Annotated in this window: 16 protein-coding genes and 1 pseudogene; 7 read left to right on the top strand and 10 right to left on the bottom strand. The window is 67.0% G+C overall.

The genetic code is table 11. The features are described 5' to 3' along the window. Positions 1–66 precede the first annotated feature (66 nt). Positions 67–1,422 carry a sigma-54 interaction domain-containing protein gene (locus tag ACUZUJ_RS11530; protein ID WP_458220023.1) on the top strand — a complete coding sequence of 452 codons (1,356 nt, stop codon included), beginning with the start codon at positions 67–69 and terminating at the stop codon, positions 1,420–1,422. Here ACUZUJ_RS11530 and ACUZUJ_RS11525 read toward each other — a convergent pair whose 3' ends face one another. From ACUZUJ_RS11525 to ACUZUJ_RS11505, 5 genes and pseudogenes are all read right to left on the bottom strand, one after another. After that, a complete protein-coding gene (locus ACUZUJ_RS11525; protein ID WP_049445075.1) occupies positions 1,423–1,731 on the bottom strand; it encodes a DUF6958 family protein in 309 nt (102 codons plus the stop codon). Beyond that, positions 1,724–2,083 (bottom strand): GFA family protein, encoded by a 360-nt coding sequence (locus ACUZUJ_RS11520; RefSeq protein ID WP_235434903.1) that lies wholly within the window; start codon positions 2,081–2,083, stop codon positions 1,724–1,726. The genes ACUZUJ_RS11525 and ACUZUJ_RS11520 overlap by 8 nt, the downstream gene beginning before the upstream one ends. A 105-nt stretch (positions 2,084–2,188) precedes the next feature. Next, positions 2,189–2,260: pseudogene (locus ACUZUJ_RS11515) on the bottom strand (GFA family protein); the annotation flags it as partial. A gap of 68 nt (positions 2,261–2,328) precedes the next feature. After that, on the bottom strand, positions 2,329–3,210 hold the full coding sequence (locus tag ACUZUJ_RS11510; RefSeq protein WP_049445079.1) for a TolB family protein: 882 nt from the start codon (positions 3,208–3,210) through the stop codon (positions 2,329–2,331). Then, positions 3,207–4,247 carry a hypothetical protein gene (locus ACUZUJ_RS11505; protein WP_049445082.1) on the bottom strand — a complete coding sequence of 347 codons (1,041 nt, stop codon included), beginning with the start codon at positions 4,245–4,247 and terminating at the stop codon, positions 3,207–3,209. Before ACUZUJ_RS11505 ends, ACUZUJ_RS11510 begins: the two co-directional genes overlap by 4 nt. Positions 4,248–4,338: 91 nt before the next feature. On the opposite strand from ACUZUJ_RS11505, the gene ACUZUJ_RS11500 reads away from it, so the two are divergent. The 4 genes from ACUZUJ_RS11500 to ACUZUJ_RS11485 are packed head-to-tail and all read left to right on the top strand — an operon-like array spanning position 4,339 to position 6,386. Beyond that, on the top strand, positions 4,339–5,265 hold the full coding sequence (locus ACUZUJ_RS11500; RefSeq protein WP_049445083.1) for a LysR substrate-binding domain-containing protein: 927 nt from the start codon (positions 4,339–4,341) through the stop codon (positions 5,263–5,265). Further along, positions 5,262–5,723, top strand: coding sequence for a helix-turn-helix domain-containing protein (locus ACUZUJ_RS11495; protein ID WP_101765517.1), 462 nt, complete (start codon positions 5,262–5,264; stop codon positions 5,721–5,723). The genes ACUZUJ_RS11500 and ACUZUJ_RS11495 overlap by 4 nt, the downstream gene beginning before the upstream one ends. Before the next feature lie 10 nt (positions 5,724–5,733). Next, entirely contained in the window at positions 5,734–6,159 is a 426-nt protein-coding gene (locus tag ACUZUJ_RS11490) for a VOC family protein (protein ID WP_049445088.1), read from the top strand. Further along, positions 6,156–6,386 (top strand): hypothetical protein, encoded by a 231-nt coding sequence (locus tag ACUZUJ_RS11485; RefSeq protein WP_049445090.1) that lies wholly within the window; start codon positions 6,156–6,158, stop codon positions 6,384–6,386. The genes ACUZUJ_RS11490 and ACUZUJ_RS11485 overlap by 4 nt, the downstream gene beginning before the upstream one ends. Before the next feature lie 7 nt (positions 6,387–6,393). On the opposite strand, the gene ACUZUJ_RS11480 is transcribed toward ACUZUJ_RS11485, so the two are convergent. After that, a complete protein-coding gene (locus ACUZUJ_RS11480) occupies positions 6,394–7,089 on the bottom strand; it encodes an HAD family hydrolase (RefSeq protein WP_458220022.1) in 696 nt (231 codons plus the stop codon). A 180-nt stretch (positions 7,090–7,269) separates the two neighbouring features. Here ACUZUJ_RS11480 and ACUZUJ_RS11475 point away from each other — a divergent pair, with 180 nt between their 5' ends. Further along, positions 7,270–8,127 (top strand): hypothetical protein, encoded by an 858-nt coding sequence (locus ACUZUJ_RS11475; RefSeq protein WP_458220021.1) that lies wholly within the window; start codon positions 7,270–7,272, stop codon positions 8,125–8,127. An 18-nt stretch (positions 8,128–8,145) separates the two neighbouring features. On the opposite strand, the gene ACUZUJ_RS11470 is transcribed toward ACUZUJ_RS11475, so the two are convergent. Together ACUZUJ_RS11470 and ACUZUJ_RS11465 are read right to left on the bottom strand one after the other, a co-directional pair. Beyond that, positions 8,146–8,886: a DNA/RNA non-specific endonuclease gene (locus ACUZUJ_RS11470; RefSeq protein WP_014037250.1), complete on the bottom strand. Its 741-nt coding sequence runs from the start codon at positions 8,884–8,886 to the stop codon at positions 8,146–8,148. 333 nt (positions 8,887–9,219) lie between these two features. After that, complete coding sequence (locus ACUZUJ_RS11465; RefSeq protein ID WP_049445098.1) at positions 9,220–10,233, bottom strand: DUF4034 domain-containing protein; 1,014 nt, start codon at positions 10,231–10,233, stop codon at positions 9,220–9,222. A gap of 162 nt (positions 10,234–10,395) precedes the next feature. Between ACUZUJ_RS11465 and ACUZUJ_RS11460 the strand changes: the two genes are divergently transcribed. After that, positions 10,396–11,970: a S15 peptidase family protein gene (locus tag ACUZUJ_RS11460; protein ID WP_458220020.1), complete on the top strand. Its 1,575-nt coding sequence runs from the start codon at positions 10,396–10,398 to the stop codon at positions 11,968–11,970. A 154-nt stretch (positions 11,971–12,124) separates the two neighbouring features. Here the strand turns inward: ACUZUJ_RS11460 and ACUZUJ_RS11455 are convergent, their stop codons facing one another. Both ACUZUJ_RS11455 and ACUZUJ_RS11450 read right to left on the bottom strand, forming a co-directional pair. After that, the gene (locus ACUZUJ_RS11455) at positions 12,125–13,978 is read right to left on the bottom strand and encodes a hypothetical protein (RefSeq protein ID WP_197621900.1); all 1,854 of its coding nucleotides are present in this window, start codon (positions 13,976–13,978) and stop codon (positions 12,125–12,127) included. Positions 13,979–14,027: 49 nt separating this feature from the next. Continuing rightward, positions 14,028–15,029 carry an NUDIX hydrolase gene (locus tag ACUZUJ_RS11450; RefSeq protein ID WP_049445107.1) on the bottom strand — a complete coding sequence of 334 codons (1,002 nt, stop codon included), beginning with the start codon at positions 15,027–15,029 and terminating at the stop codon, positions 14,028–14,030. Positions 15,030–15,275: the final 246 nt, after the last annotated feature.

Raw genomic sequence — 15,275 nt, 5'->3', positions numbered from 1 at the left:
GGCGGGGGGCGGCACGCCGGTGATTGCCTGACAGTCCGCCGACGGTGTCCGGATGCTGGGGGAAGCATGGCGGCGGTCCCGGAGGCTTCAACGTCACGCTGCGTGCTCTGGTTCGGCGAGCCGCAGGCGAACGAGCGCAGCGCGCTGGCGGCTGCGGGCTGGTACGTGCGCCGTATCCATCCCGATCCGGCGATGGCCATCGGCCTGCGCGGGCGTGATCGGCTGCTCGCCGTGCTGGATCTTCGCCATCTGGATGCGCCGGCCCTGCAATTGCTCGCGCCGTGGATCGAACAGCACGCGCATCTGCCGTGGCTGGCGGTGCTGCCGCCTGGCGCAGGGCCCACGCCGGCGACCTGGCTGCCCCTGCTGCAGCGCTGCCTTGCGCGGTTCACGCTGCCTTTCGGGCTGCAGGATCTGGTGGCGGCAATGCGCAAACAGTTCGAGGCGGACGATCCTGCTGCCGATGACGCCTGCGGGGGACAGGGGCCGCGCGCATTGATCGGCGAAAGCCCTGCGCTGCACGCGGTGCGCACGGTACTGCACAAGTTTGCGCCGGTTGAACTTCCGGTCCTGGTGACTGGTGAAACCGGTACGGGCAAAGAACTGGCGGCACATGCACTGCATGCGCTGTCCGGGCGCGCTGGCAAGCCGTTCATCGCGGTCAATTGCGGTGCCATCCCGGCCAACCTGGTGCAGTCGGAGCTGTTTGGCCACGAGCGCGGTTCGTTCACCGGCGCCGACAAGCGCCAGATCGGCGTGTTCGAATCGGCGCACGGTGGCACCGTGTTCCTCGACGAGGTGGGCGACCTGCCGCCCGAGGCGCAGACCAGCCTGCTGCGCGTGCTGCAGGAGGGCACGTTCGAGCGCGTGGGCAGCAGCCAGCCGTTGCGGGCGGACGTGCGGGTACTCGCCGCCACCCACGTCGAACTGGAGCACGCGGTGGCGCAGGGGCGGTTCCGCAGTGATCTCTACTACCGGCTCAACGTGCTGCGCCTGCTGATGCCGCCACTGCGCGAGCGCGGTGCCGACGTGCAGCTGCTGGCCGGACACTTCCTGCGCTGCTTCCGGCTACGGCACAGCGTGCGAGCGCGCGGCTTCTCACCGGCGGCGCTGCAGGCGCTGCGTCGATTCAGCTGGCCCGGCAACGTGCGTGAACTGCTCAATCGGGTGCAACGGGCAGCGATCATGGCCGAAGGCGAGCTGATCAGTGAACGTGACCTGGAACTGGGCGAGCCGGCGCAGGCGCTGCCGAGCCCGATGCTGCACGATGCCCGCGGCCAGGCCGAGCGCGATGTGCTGCTGCAGACCCTGCGCCAGACCGGCTACAACGTCTCCGAGTGCGCGCGGCAGATGCAGATCTCGCGGGTGACCGTGTATCGGTTGTGCCGCAAGCACCGGCTGGAACTGCCGGCGCAGCGCTGATCAGCCGGCCGCGACGTGCTTGAACAGGCGCAGCGGTGTGCCTGGAATGCGCTCGATCACCCCCTTGGCCTCCAGGTCCAGCTGCACGGCCTTCAACCACCAACCCGCCGTGGCGCCTTCCGGGAACAGCGACGCGGGCAGGTGCGGCAACAGCGCCTGCTTCGCCTGCGCCACCGTCATCCCGGGAGGTTGCCTGGGCAAGGCGCGCAGCAGGGCCGTGCGCATGGCCATGTACTTGCCACGATCCACGCGCTGGAGGTGGCCGGGCGTGGTGATGCTTTCGATCTCGATCCGTTCGCGCTCAGGCATGGGTATCTCCCGCGACGTCGATGCGTGGGCTGCGGAAGCCCATGGCGATCCAGGCCGTCATCAGCCGGGCATAGAACCGCAGCGACCGGGTCTTCAGGTTCGGCACATCGTCTGGAAGGACAGACGCGTCAGGCAGATCACTGACCATCGTCCGCATCTCCACGGCGGGTCTTTCCGATGCCGGCCACAGCAGGCCATACAGGCTCAGCCAATGGCCACCGCTGAACTCCAGGAAGAGCGGCGTATTGCAGCAGCCCGCCACGACGCGGCGGCTGCCGCCCGTGCTGGACAATCGCAACGCGTGCAGCAGGGATTGCCCCGCCTCGATGCGTACGCGGTCCTTGCGCTGCATTACGAAATGCGTCTGGCCTTGTGGTCCAAGTACCTGCGGCGCTCCAGGCATCGACTGCAGCTGGGTGCCGGCCCTGCGGCAGCTGTCGCAGCAGCATTCGACGGTGGCGATGGGGCGACCGGTGATGGCCAGGCGGACCTGGCCGCAGGCGCATGCAAGGGACTGATGGGAGGGCATCTGCATTCTCTCCTTGGGTATTCATCCTCTCGACGAACCGGGGCGCTGGAAATCGACACCACCTGCCTTCAAGGCCGCGTCATCCGGTAGCGGACGCGGTACAGGTCCAGGCCCTCACCGCCTGCGCGTCGCGCTGAGTAGGTGAGCATGTCGCGGCGCGAACCATCCAGCATTGCGCCGTAGCTGTCGCCGCCGGGCTCGTTCACGGGCGCTGGCAATGCATGGCCCTCGTCATGGCGGCCTGCATGCTCGTAGGCGATGAACTGGCGCACCGGTGCACTGCCGAAGTCCAGGGCGCGGGCAAAGACCACCGTGCGGCCATCGCCGAGGAAGGTGGCATCGAATTCCTGCGCGGCGGTATTGATGCCGCCAGCCAGCGGCCGCGCCCGCTGCGCCACGCCGCCGATCATCGTGGCGCTATAGAGGTCATGACCGCCGGCACCGCCCGCACGATCGCTGGAGAACAACAGTGTGCGACCGTCCGGCGAGAGCATCGGTGCGAACTCGTCGGCCGCACTGTTCACCGCAGGCCCCAGATTCTCCGGTTCCCCGAAGCGGCCGTGGCGTTCCACGCTCACCCGGTACAGATCGTCGCCGCCCTGGCCGCCTGCTCGATCCGAACAGAAATACACCACACGGCCATCGGCGGAAAAGGCGGGATCGAAGTCACGGCCCGGCGTGTTGAACGAGACCGGCGTCGCCGGCCGCCAGCGCTGCCCATCGTGGTGGGAGACCCAGATGTCATACCCGCCCGGACCGCCGGGCCGGTTGCGGCTGAACCACAGTGCGGTTTTTCCGTCCGGGCTCAAGGTCAGTCGAATCTCGTCATGCTGCGTGGATGCAACGCCCGGGGCAAAGCGTTCGGCGGCGCCGACGATCTGCAGCAGCCTAGATGGAGACGCGGGAGGTGACGCAGCAACCAGCAGCACCACGGCCAACAGCGCCTTCATGCCTGTCGCTCGAAGTCGCTGACCCAGTTGGTTTCCCAGCTGCGTCCACCATCGGCCGAGGCCGCCTGTTCCCAGCGCGCCGAATGCGGGGTAATGCGTGACCAGATCACCCGCGTCTGGATCGCCCGTCCGTCGTGCTGGTCCTCGCCGAAGAAGCGGCCGACACCAGCCTCGAAACCACCGCGCAGCGGCGCGCCGATCCGGGTCGGCTCCCGGCCATCCAGCCACCAGCTCAGCCAGTGCTGCTCCGCCACATTCCAGGCGCGGATGCCCATGCCGCGCAGCGGTGCTCCCGGCACGTCCATCAGGTTGTCACCCACGTTACCGAATCCCCCCAGCACCGGCCAGTTGTGCAGGGTGCCGTTGAACGCGTCCCACGCATCACTGCCTGCCAGCCGAGCGCGCAGGCGGCGATGGCGCACGTTCCAATGGCCCACCAGGAAATCAAAATCACCCGGTGCATCCGGCCGCTTTGGAAGCGGAGAGGGGGCCGCAGCAGTGCGCCGGAACCAGTTGCGCCAGTTCACTTCCCAGTGCGCGCCGGCATCGTCGGAGAACGCCTGTTCCCACCACGGCTCATCGCCATGGATGTCATGCCAGCGGAACCAGACCTCGATGGGGCGCCCTTTGAAGTCATCGCGACCGCGGAAGCTGCCGCCATCGCCTTCGAAGACGCCGCGCACGGGCGCTTCGATATGGGCAGGGTTGCGTCCATCGATCCACCAGATCGACCACGTGGAAGACACCGGATCAAACGCACGCACGCCAAGGCCCCTGTAGGGGCCCGAAGGCAGCGCCATGACGTTGTCATCGATGGTGCCGAGCCCGCCCAGGGTCAGCCAGACCGCGCTGGAGCCGGTGAAGGCTTCCCAGCGGGTATCGCCCACCAGCCGCTCCTTCAGGCGTTGGTGCCGGACCTGCCAGTTGCCCTGCAACCATTTCCAGTCTTCGCTGTGGCTGGCCAGGGCCCATCCGGTGGGCACGGTGCCGGATGCTGCCGCGGTGGCCAGGGTGGCCAGGAACTGCCGTCGATCCATGTGCGTGATCCCATGCCGGAGGTGCCGCCATCGTTGCGGGTAAAAGGGGGATTGACCACGCAGGTATCGAGGGTCAGGCTAAGCCACACTTATGGTGACCCAACGCCAGCTGCCATCGCTTGCCGCCATCCGCGCCTTCGAGGCGGCGGCGCGGCTGGGCAGTTTCGCCCGTGCCGCCGAGGAGCTCGACACCAGTGCGGCATCGGTGAGTTACCACGTGCGGCGGCTGGAGGCCCAGACCGGTACCTGCCTGTTCCTGCGCCACGCGCAGCATGTGGAGCTGACGGATGCCGGTGCCAGCGTCGCGCAGGAGGCCACCCGGGCCTTCGACGCGCTTCGTGCCAGTTTCATGCGTGCCGCTGACATGGATGCGACGCGATTGCGCCTGTCCGTATTGCCGACGCTGGGTACCAGCTGGTTGACGCCTCGCCTGGGCAGCTTCCGGGCCCGCCATCGGAATCTCGTGCTGGAACTGGACCTGTCGGCAGAGCCGCAGGACCTGGCCGCCGGGCGTTTCGATGCCGCCATCCGCAATGGGCATGGCGAGTGGCCCGGGCTGCAGGCCACGCCCCTGTTTCCCAGTATTTTCACCCCGTTGTGCGCGCCGGCGCTGCTGCCGGCGGCAGACGGGCTCGGTCGCCGGGCGCTGCGGGTTCCACTGCTCGGCAGGCCCGACTGGTGGGCACTGTGGTTTTCCGCACATGGTGCTGTTCCGCCGCCGTCCAAGGAAAGCTTTGTCACCCCCTTTGCGATGGAGCATCTGGACGTCGGCGCTGCCATTGCCGGGCAGGGCATCGCCATCGGTTCGCCAATCCTGTTCCAGGCCGAACTGGACAGTGGGCGCCTGGTGCAGGCACATCCCGGAGTCGCCAGCGACGGGCGTGGTTTCTGGTTCGTGGCACCGACGGCGCGCAGCCGCAGCACCAAGGTCATTGCATTCGGTGACTGGCTGGGCGAGCAGGCCGCGCAGGCCAGGCATGCGGCGCGACATCATCTGGCGCGCACGGTGACGCCATGAACCAGAGCCCCGAACTGCTGCGACGCCTGCTGCGTGCCAAGGACCGGATGGATCGGGCCAGCCATGAGGAATGGCCGGTCACGCGCCTGGCCGAGGTGAGCGCCGTCTCGCCCGCGCATTTCGCGCGCTCGTTCAAGCAGGCATTCGGCCTGCCACCGCACCGTTACCTGCTCAGCCGCCGCATCGAGCGTGCCGTAGCGCTGCTGCGTGACACCGACCTGCCGGTCACCGAGATCGCCGCGCAGACCGGCTGGCGCAGCCTGGGCACCTTCGGGCGCATCTTCCGTGACATCACCGGCGACAGCCCCGGCAATGTGCGCGAGCGGGAGCGCGCCGGCCAGGCGGCGCCGGCCAGCGTGCCGGAATGCCACGCACGTGCCGCGCAGCGCCCGGACCTGAACATCGCAGTTTTGGAGAAGCGCCGCCGCGAGGCGGTTGCTAACGTGGACCCCACCTGAGGGAGGTCCCATGACAAACACTGTGAACACGGTCGGCCTGTATGTGCGCGACCAGGATGAAGCACTCGCGTTCTACGTCGGCACGCTCGGCTTCGAAGTGCACACCGACGTGCGCAATGGCAGCTATCGTTGGCTGACGGTACGCAGCCCCGGCCAGGACGGTTTCCAGCTGGGGCTGTTCGTGCCCGGTCCGCCCACCCACGACGCGGCCACCGCGCAGGCGCTGCAGCAACTTGTGGCCAAGGGCGCGATGCCGCCATTGGTACTGGCCGTGGATGATTGCCAGGCGCGTTACGCGCAATGGCTGGCGCAGGGCGTCGAGTTCACCCAAGAGCCGGTCGAACGCTACGGCGCCGTCGATGCCGGATTCCGTGACCCGTCCGGCAATGGCTGGAAGATGATCGAAGCCCGCTCTGAAGCGAGGCGCAAGCAATGAGCCGGGGCGCCTGGGCGCGGCCCGTGCATCGCTGGACCTCGATCGTCTTCACCCTGGCGGTGATCGCCAACTTCGCCGTTCGCGGGCTGGGGCAGGGCGAGCCTGCAGCGTGGATCACCTATTCGCCGCTGCCGCCACTGTTCCTGCAGCTGTTCACCGGCCTGTACCTGTTCGTGCTGCACTACGCCGGGAAACGCCGCAGCGCCGCACTGGGCGCTGCGGGCTGAGGCAACGTCAGGCAGCCGCGCTGGCCGCGTAGGCCGCAAGCAATGCCGGCAGCTGGTCCATGCGCTGGAAGATCACTTTCGCACCGGCAGCGCGCAGGGCTTCCGGTGTGCTGTGGTGCGGGCCACCTTCGCTGAAGCCGAACACGGTCGCACCTGCCGCAACGCCGGCGGTCGCGCCGGTCACGGTATCTTCGATCACCGCGCAGCGCTTCGGGTCCACGCCCAGCGCTGCGGCGGCGGCCAGGTACACGTCCGGGTGCGGTTTCGTGTGCGGCATGTCCTGGCCACTGAAGACGTGGTTGCCGAAGGCATCGAGGATGCCGACCTTGCCCAACTGCAGCTTCACCTTGTGCAGGTCGGCGCCGGACGCACAGGCGATCCGGCCGCCGGTGGCGGCGCCGATCGCGCGCACGGCCTCAGGCGCGCCCTGGATCGCAACCAGGTCGCGCTCCAACGCCCGGTCGCGCTGCTGGCGGAATTCCTCCAGCCATTCCTCGGTGAACGGCTTGCCGGTGCGCTCTTCGATCAGCCCGGCCAGATGGGCCACCGACTGGCCGAGGAAGACCTCGCCGGCCTGTGCCGGCGTCAGCGGCCAGCCGCGCTCGGTCAGCATTTCCGAGAGCACACGGGCCACCAGTGGCTCGGAATCGACCAGCACGCCGTCGCAGTCGAACAGCACGGCATCAAAGGGAAAACGGGACATCTACAGCTCCGGGAACAGACAAAGGGACGACGTGCCCGCCATTTTCCCACAGCGGGACGGGCAGGGCACGCTGGCCACAGGAACGCTAGACTGCCGGGGACACCCCGCCCAGCGCCTGCACGGGAATACGCCTTGAAGCGATTGCGATCATTCTTAGGTGCTTACCCCATCCAGTTCGCGATGGCCGCCAAGCTCTATGTGCTCTGCCTGTACCTGCCCGTAGCCCTCCACCTGATCGCATTCGGGTATCGCCTGGGGCCGCCCGAGGCCTCACGTGAAATCGGCAACGCGGTGGCTGAGCTCGGTTTCCGCCTGAGTCTGTTTGCCGGGGTGGCGGTACTGGTGTCGATGCTGCTGTTCGGGCGCCGCGGCGCGCTGCGGATCCGCCACCCGGTGATCGCTTCGATCGCCTTTTTCGGGTTGCTCGTCGTGCTGGATCGCGCCATGCGCATTCCGATGGCGCAGTTGCCGTTTCCGGTCCACAGTGTCGCAGCCATCAGTCTGGTTCCGCTTGCGCATGCACTGGTCCTCACGCTGCTGGCCCTGGTGCCGGCGCTGCTGATGCAGCTGCGCATCCGTGCCGAGGGCGAGCACCATCACCTCATCAGTGCCAGCATCGCCGGCGCGGTGACGCTGGTGGCCGGTAGCTGCCTGCTTCCCATCCTGGCGTTGCACTTGCCTGTGGCAATCTCGCCTGGCGAGTTCATCATGCCGGTTTTCGATGGGCCCGCGCAGTTGCAGATTGCCAGCCTGATCCTGCTGGTGGGCTGCGCGCTTGCCACGTTTGCCGGCCTATGGACCGGTGCGCCGTCGCCGGAACCCGCATCGATGGTGCGCACGATGGTGGTGTCGCTGGTCCTGCTTGCCACGTCCCTGCTGATCAGCCTGGCCAGCGTGGCGTACCTGCTGCGAATGCTGTCCGCTGGGGCGCCGACGATAGGTCGCGGGCTTGTCGTTGCCACCGTCGTCGGCGCCGTATTGCAGTTCCTGCTGGCCAGAGTGCTGGCGTCACGATGGCTGCGTATGCAGGCATCGTGACGTTCTCCCGCCCGTCGCTCAGCTCAGGTCACATCCGGCCGGCTGCGGCCAGGTGGTGGCCGGCAGCATGTTCTTCAGCGAGGCCGGTGCGTTGATCGCCACGTAGCTGGCGCCCAGCAGTTCTTCCAGATCGGCAATGGTCACCAGGTAGTTGTCCAGGCTGCCCAGGTTGGCCTCGTTAGGAATGATCCAGCTGATCGCCTTGGCCGTTCCGGTGTTCGGATCACGGGTGATGATCGTCTTCCAGAAGAACTCCGGTGTGGGAATGCCGTGGCTGGCCAGGAAGTAGTCGTTGGCGGCGTCGCCGTAGACCACGCCACCGTAGACGTCCACCGGCGCGATGTCGCGGTAGCACTCGGCCACGTTCTCGGCCTTCACCCAGATGCCCTGGTTGAAGCTGGACACCTGCGGCACGATGTTGGTCATGTAGTTGGCGCGGCGGATGTAGGTCGCGTCGTAGTCCATGTGGTTGGACGTGACCAGATGGCCGCGGTCATAACCGGACTTGATGCTGGCATAGGACGCGGTACTGGTCTGGCCCAGGCAACCGGCCGGCAGGTCCGGGTCCTTGTAGAAGCTGGACGGCCGTGCAGCCGAACCGGTATCGGCGGTGAGCGTGTACTCGTAGCGGGTGGCGCTGTGGATGCTGCAGTCGTAGGTGAGCACGAAGCCGCCCTTGTTGAGGGTGACCACCTGGGCCTGGGCTGCGCCGGCAAAGGCGCTGAGGACGAAGGCAAAGACGAAGCTTGCAAGGCGCATTGCGATTCTCCAGCAAAGGATTCGGGACGCAGCGACCCGCCACGACCAGGCCGGGCCTGTGTCATGTGAAGGCGTTGCGGATACGGGTGATGCGGAGTGCGGTGGGACTGACCGCGATGACAGGGCCATGGAGGCCGTGCGGTGTCGCAAGCGTCACAAGCTGTCGTCTTTTGGTCAATGACGAAAAGACCAAGCTGTGACCGCGCGCAAGCACTGGAGATGTGTGAGACGGAGCAGGGCGTGGCTGACATGCGCACGTGCTAAGCGCCCGACAGGTGTGAAGCGCATACCAGACCACGCATCCTCCGCGGCCCGGTCCTGCAGCGGTTGGCTCTACAAGGAAGCCTCTTGCCCAGCATCAGGCGCCAGGCAGGCGGCCCTGCTTTGCTCGCTCGAGTCCGCAATGACCGCCTCGCTGAAACCGCTGCGGCTCAACCACAGGCGATTCCACCGGTCCAGGGCGTCGCCGTCTCGCGCCCAGCAGGCGAAGCGGGTAATGGTCTCGAGGTTGTCGATGGTCGGGTAGCGCTGCGCGATTTCGTCCAGGCCCTGGCGCATCAGCGGCCAATCGGGCGTCGCCGCGTGGAAGTGATCGGCCGAGTACTCGGTGGCCGACCAATACAGACGTGCGTAGCGCATGGCCCGTTTCTTCTTCGGGGCACTCGCCATCGAGCGCCGTGCGAAGGCTTCCATCTTCTGTGCGCTGCCACCCCAGGCCGGCGTGAAGTGCTGCATGGCAATGAAGTGCAGTGGCTCGTAGTCGGGGAAGGCCTTGGCGGCACGGTCGACGAGCTTCAGTAGTTCTTCGTCATCTACGCTTTCGCGCAGCGCGATCAGTACGCTCATTTCGTGCCAGAACGGGTCGCCGCTGGCAACGCCCTCATGCGATTGCAGGTAGGCCTGCGAAACCGCATTGTACTCATGGAACTGGGCGCCATCTTCGGCGTTGACGGTGTTTGCATAACCATTGCCGCGGTAGCTCCAGGCCAGATTGAGCGGAATCCGTGCGGTCATCAGATGGGCCGCGGGCGACTTCGGCGCGTGCTGAACCCAGCGCGCCGCCCAGGCCGACCAGTGGTTCCAGGCGTCCACCTCCTGCCGCGCCGTGCCGATCGCACGCGACATGCAGATGTAGAAGCGGCCCAGCCGGGATTCGCCGGCGGCGTCGAGTTCTCCGTTGCGCAGACGAGCGGCCATCGCGTCGAGTGCCGCGAAGTCGTCGTTGGCCATCCATTGCGCGATGTCGGCGCAGTCGTTCGTCGGCTCCGGGGCATCCCCGGCCATGACTGAAGGGGCGAACAGACTGGCCACGCTCAAGAGCGTGCCGACGAAGAGCGTCCTGCGCATCGGGGGGGGCATCCTTGCTTTGATGAGAGTCTGCGGCAGTCCCGCAGCGCCGCGAAGCATATCAAGGTGGGCTTTGCGCCATGTTGCGTCGCAAGGTGCCAGCCACCATTCGCACTGGTACGGTCCAACCCGTTGCACCACCACCGACGGGGAGAGACAACGATGCGCAAGGTTCTGCTGCTGTTGATCCTGCTGACCGGGCTGGCGCCCACCGCCTGGGCGGCCACGGTCAAGACCACCCATCGCACCATCCCGAGCTGGGATGGCACGCCTCTCGGGGCTTTCGTCATCGAACCCCAGGACGCCGGCAGTGGCCGCTACCCGCTGCTGGTGATGCCCAGCAGCTGGGCGGTGCCCAGCGTGGAGTACGTAGGGGTGGCACAGACGCTGGCGCAGCGCGGCTATGTGGTCATCAGCTACAGCTCGCGCGGCTTCTGGGAATCGGGCGGCAGCATCGATATCGCCGGGCCGGCCACGGTCGAGGATGTCAGCGCGCTGATCGACTGGGCGCTGGACAATACCCGCGCCGACCCGGCAAGGATCGGTGTCTCGGGCATCTCCTACGGTGCCGGTACCAGCCTGCTGGCGGCGGCGCGCGACCCACGCATCAAGGCCGTTGCCGCACTGAGCGGCTGGGCCGACCTGCAGGCGTCGCTGTACAGCCATGACACGCCCAGCGCCCAGGGCATCGCCCTGCTGGTGGCAGCCGGCCTGGCCACCGGCCGCCCCGGCGCGGAGCTGGCCACCATCAACCGCAACGTGCTGGTCGGCAATTACCAGGGGGCGGTGGACTCGCTGCTGCCGGTGGCGGCGCAGCGCAGCCCGGCCAGCAGCCTTGACGAGATCAACGCCAACCAGCCGGCGGTGTTCCTTGCCAATGCCTTCAATGACAGCCTGTTCCCGCCGGGCCAGCTGGTCGATTTCTTCAACCGCCTGAAGGTGCCCAAGCAGCTGCAGCTGCGCCATGGCGACCATGCCCTCAACGAGGCCTTCGGTGCGCTCGGCATTCCCAATGAGGTCTATGCCGCCGTGGGCGACTGGTTCGACCACTACCTGAAGGGCGTGGCCAATGGCATCGACCGCCAGGCGGCGGTGCAGCTGAAGTCGCAGAAAGGCAGCTGGAGCCGCTATGCGGACTGGCAGGCCACCAATGCGGGTGCTGTCAGCTACGGGCTGACCGCGCCGACCGGGCTGCTGCTGCCCACCGGCGGGCTGGCGGAGAACGGTGGCGGCACCGGCTGGAATTACCGGATCGGCAGCGGCCTGCTGACCGCCGCCAATTCCGGCGTGGCGATGGCGTCCGGTGCGCTGCAGATGTTCAACCTGACGCCTGGCGCCTATGTGCCGTTCGTCGGCCGCAACGCCGCAGGTGTCTGGCAGGGCCCGATCCAGTGGAGCGCCAAACGCCTGGACGGTGCGCCGGAAGTGCGCCTGACGGTCACGCCCAGTCGCGCCAACACCACGCTGTATGCCTACCTGTACGCCGAGGATGTGCTGGGCAATGGCCAGCTGATCAGCCACAAGCCGTACACCCTTCGCGGGGCCACGCCCGGCCAACCGAAAACGATCGATCTTCGCCTGGAAGCGAGCAGCTGGAACCTTCCGGCCGGCAGCCGGCTGACCCTGGTGGTCGATACCGTGGACCTGCGCTATGCGGGCATCAGCCAGCTGGGCGGTGCGGTGACCTTCAGCTCGCCGGCCAACGCGCCTTCAGTGCTGACGGTGCCGTTGCATTGACGTGACGCCGCGCCCGTTGCGGCGGGTGCGGCACGACAGACCACGCGCAATTCCCAGCAGCTGACCGACTGGCGCTGGAGGCATGGATCCGCGAGGGAAGGGGGCCGATCAAGCCCGATGGAAACCCGCGCCCCCGCGCAGCGGTGACTGAAGATCACTCGCCCTGCGGCAACAACACCCGGATCATCTCGTGCTGCCTGGACAGATTCGCCCGTTGCACGAACCCCTGGATGATCGAGGCTGCCACCTTGCGCTGGTTGTCCATGTCCAGCAACGATGCGATGGCCTGCCCGGAACCATCGGGGCTGTCACGGAACGGGCAACCGACCGGGCCTGCAGTGGTCAACGTCAGGATCGCCTTGGCCACGCGCGCCGTCGGCGAGCGCGGCGCATCGAAGATCACCAGCGTTCGCTCGTAACTGATCCCCGTCGCACGTACGGTCGAGTGCAGGGAATCCTCGATGGTCATGTCCGCGCCGAGGTCCTGGGCAAGCGCAATGAGGCAGTTGGCCGCCGTCGCATTGCGCAACGTCGCAGGGTCGGTGCGGATGATCATCGCGCAGTCGACGCCGGAGATCGGCACCTGGGTGACATCCAGGTACGGGTTCTGTGCCAGCGTCCCGATCAACGCCAGATCGTCGCTGTAGCCACAGGATGCGGTAGATGTACCCAGGCGTTGCAGCAGCGTTGCGACCCGATGCGCACCCCACTGCCGCCCGTGCAGCAGGCGCTGCGTGTGGTTGGCCGACAGGGCACCGTGATCGAATCCCGAGGATGACGCCTGCATGCGCGCCTTGACCTCACGCATGCAGGCATCGACCTGCTGCATGCAGTTCTTGTCATCGGTGAACACCGGCGCCGCCGAGATGCCATCGATCACCCGGCCGAACGTCGCCAGATCGCCCTGCTGGTCGCGGTACCAGTCGTGGATGCGCTGCACATTACGGCGACGTTTCTCCAGCTTGTCCGCACCCGGCCAGCCGGGATAGGCGGCGATCTCGCACAGCATGGTCAGGCCTTCCCACAGGTGGTACTCCATGCTGGGCAGGGGCAGCCGCCAGCGCTCTTCCGAGCCTGCATCCTCGGCAATCACCAGATGGTTGCGGATGATGTCCGACCACACTGTCACGGCCTCCACGGTATCGCGGCGCGGCGTGGTCACATCGATCAGTTCCATCAGGATCGGCCGCGGGGTCACCGGGTCGTCGCCGGCAGGCGCCTTCGGATCCTTCACCCATCGCGCGTGCCAGGTATAGCCCATGCGATACAGCACGAACGGTTTGATGCCGTCGTTGAGGATGATGCCTGGCGGCGGCGGAGGGGTAGGCGGCAGCTGCACGGGCTGCGGCACCGGCGGCTGCGGAGGGGGCAGCACGGAGGGGCTTGTCACCGGCGTGGCGGTGCCGATGCCCTTCAGCGGGTCGCTGGTGAACAGATGCAGGCCCGCACGGTCGCGCTCGTATACCTTCCGGAACGTCTGCGGAGTGTCACATGTCACCAGGCACTGCTGGCCGGGCGGCACATGGATGTCCACCGATGCAAGGTCCACCACCTGGCCGGCCAACGGATTCTGGTGAGGCGGGAAGACGCTGATCTCCAGCGCGATGTTGAGGCCGGCACCCTGCATCACGTCGATCACGATGTCTTCAACACCGCCGTGCAGGGCATCCTGTGCCGGGATCGGGATCCAGGGGTTGATCACCACCTGCGTATCCCAGTCGGACCTGCCGAAATCGAACAGCGTCGGCGGCGGAACGGCCGGGCGTTCAAGCAGTGCGTCCAGCGCGTTGCCGCCCTTGACGTAGAAGAACATCAACGGCTCACCGGGCTTCAGGCTGTAGTCGCGCCGTACCTTGTTGGAAAGGCTGCGCAGCTGGTCCTTGATGTCCGACAGTGCCTTCACCACGACCGTGCGAACGTCGGGGTACGCCTGCGCGTTGTTGATCTGCGCGGTGAGCTGCTTGCTGATGTAGCGCCGGGCCTCGCGCTCGGGCGTGCTCTCTTTCATGGTGGGGCCTCACTGGGGTTGCAGGGGCGGGCAGGTGCGCGCTGGACGCTCAAGCGGGTGACAGCAGGGCGGCGATCTCCCGGTACCAGCCGATCTCCTGACTGCCGGGCCTGGCGGTGGCCAGGGCCTCGTCGACCTCCAGTGTTCCTGTGCCCGGAACCTCCACCCTTACCCCCAGGACGTTACGCAGATTGGCAACGGCCACCCGTCCGACGCTCGCCACCTCCCAGTCGGTCACCAGGCAGGACTGGGGGCGCGCAGGGTTGATGGCACTGGCCTGGACATTGTTCTCGGCCGTCTGGGCCATCAGCAGAAGCTCCTCGGCAGTTGTGCGGAAGCGAACGAGGGAGAAGCTGCCACCCCCATCCGGGAACAGCCGAGCACGCAGATCGCAAGCGGCGCGTCCCTGCGCAAGCCAGATGCCAAGCTCTTCCTCGAACTCGCGCCGCGCGGCACGCTCCTTGCGTTCGTTGTTCAGCCGGCCGCCGCCGGGTAGGGCGCATTGACCCGCCTGGTTCACCAGCGTCGTGGGCAGACCGTCCGACCACGCACCGACTTCGGCCACGAGACGTTGTGCGAGCACCAACGCACCGGTCCAGTTCGGGGTGCCCCGGGAGGACGGCGGCAACGCGTTTGCGAGCTCTCGCAGGGTTGCACGCGCAGCGCTGGTCGAGGGAGGGGTTCTGGCGTCTTCACCGAACAGGGTCTGCAAAGCGGCCAGCACCTCCATGGCGACGTCATCGGCTTGCGGATGCGTGCGTTCGGCGCTATCAAGCGCTCGGTCCAGCGCGTGCTTGGTGCGGGGTAGCGTACATTCACCGCGATAGGCGACTGATCCCGCGGCGCGCCAGGCACCGGAAAGCAGGTTTCTCACCACGTCCCAGTTCTGCTCGGTGCCGCCGCCGGACGCATTGTGGATGGCCAGCACCGCAGCCATCGCTTCGGCAGAAAGCACGACAACGGAATTGCTGCCCCACCAGCTGTTGAACACACGTTTGCGGACAACCAGATAGTGGGCTCCATCCCAGACTGCGACGTATACCTGGTTCATGCTCCACCCCCACGTTCAACCTGCGTGGAGGGGGCTGGGCGCATCGCCGCTGTGCCAGCGGTAATCCGGGAAAGGCATGCCATGTCTCGCTCCTGCGGGCTCGAAGGGGTGGGCTTGGCGGCGTTGCCATCGGGGCCTGGGCAGTGCGTCGCCGTGGATCCACTGTAGGAGCGGGAGAAGAAGGAGAATCGGCGGTAGCGATGATGTATGCGGTGGAACCGACGGAGCAGGAGGGGTTGAACGTCG

Source organism: Stenotrophomonas sp. S4, from assembly GCF_054187805.2.
Note: the sequence above shows the minus strand (reverse complement) of the source record. Positions and strands in the feature narration are given on the sequence as shown.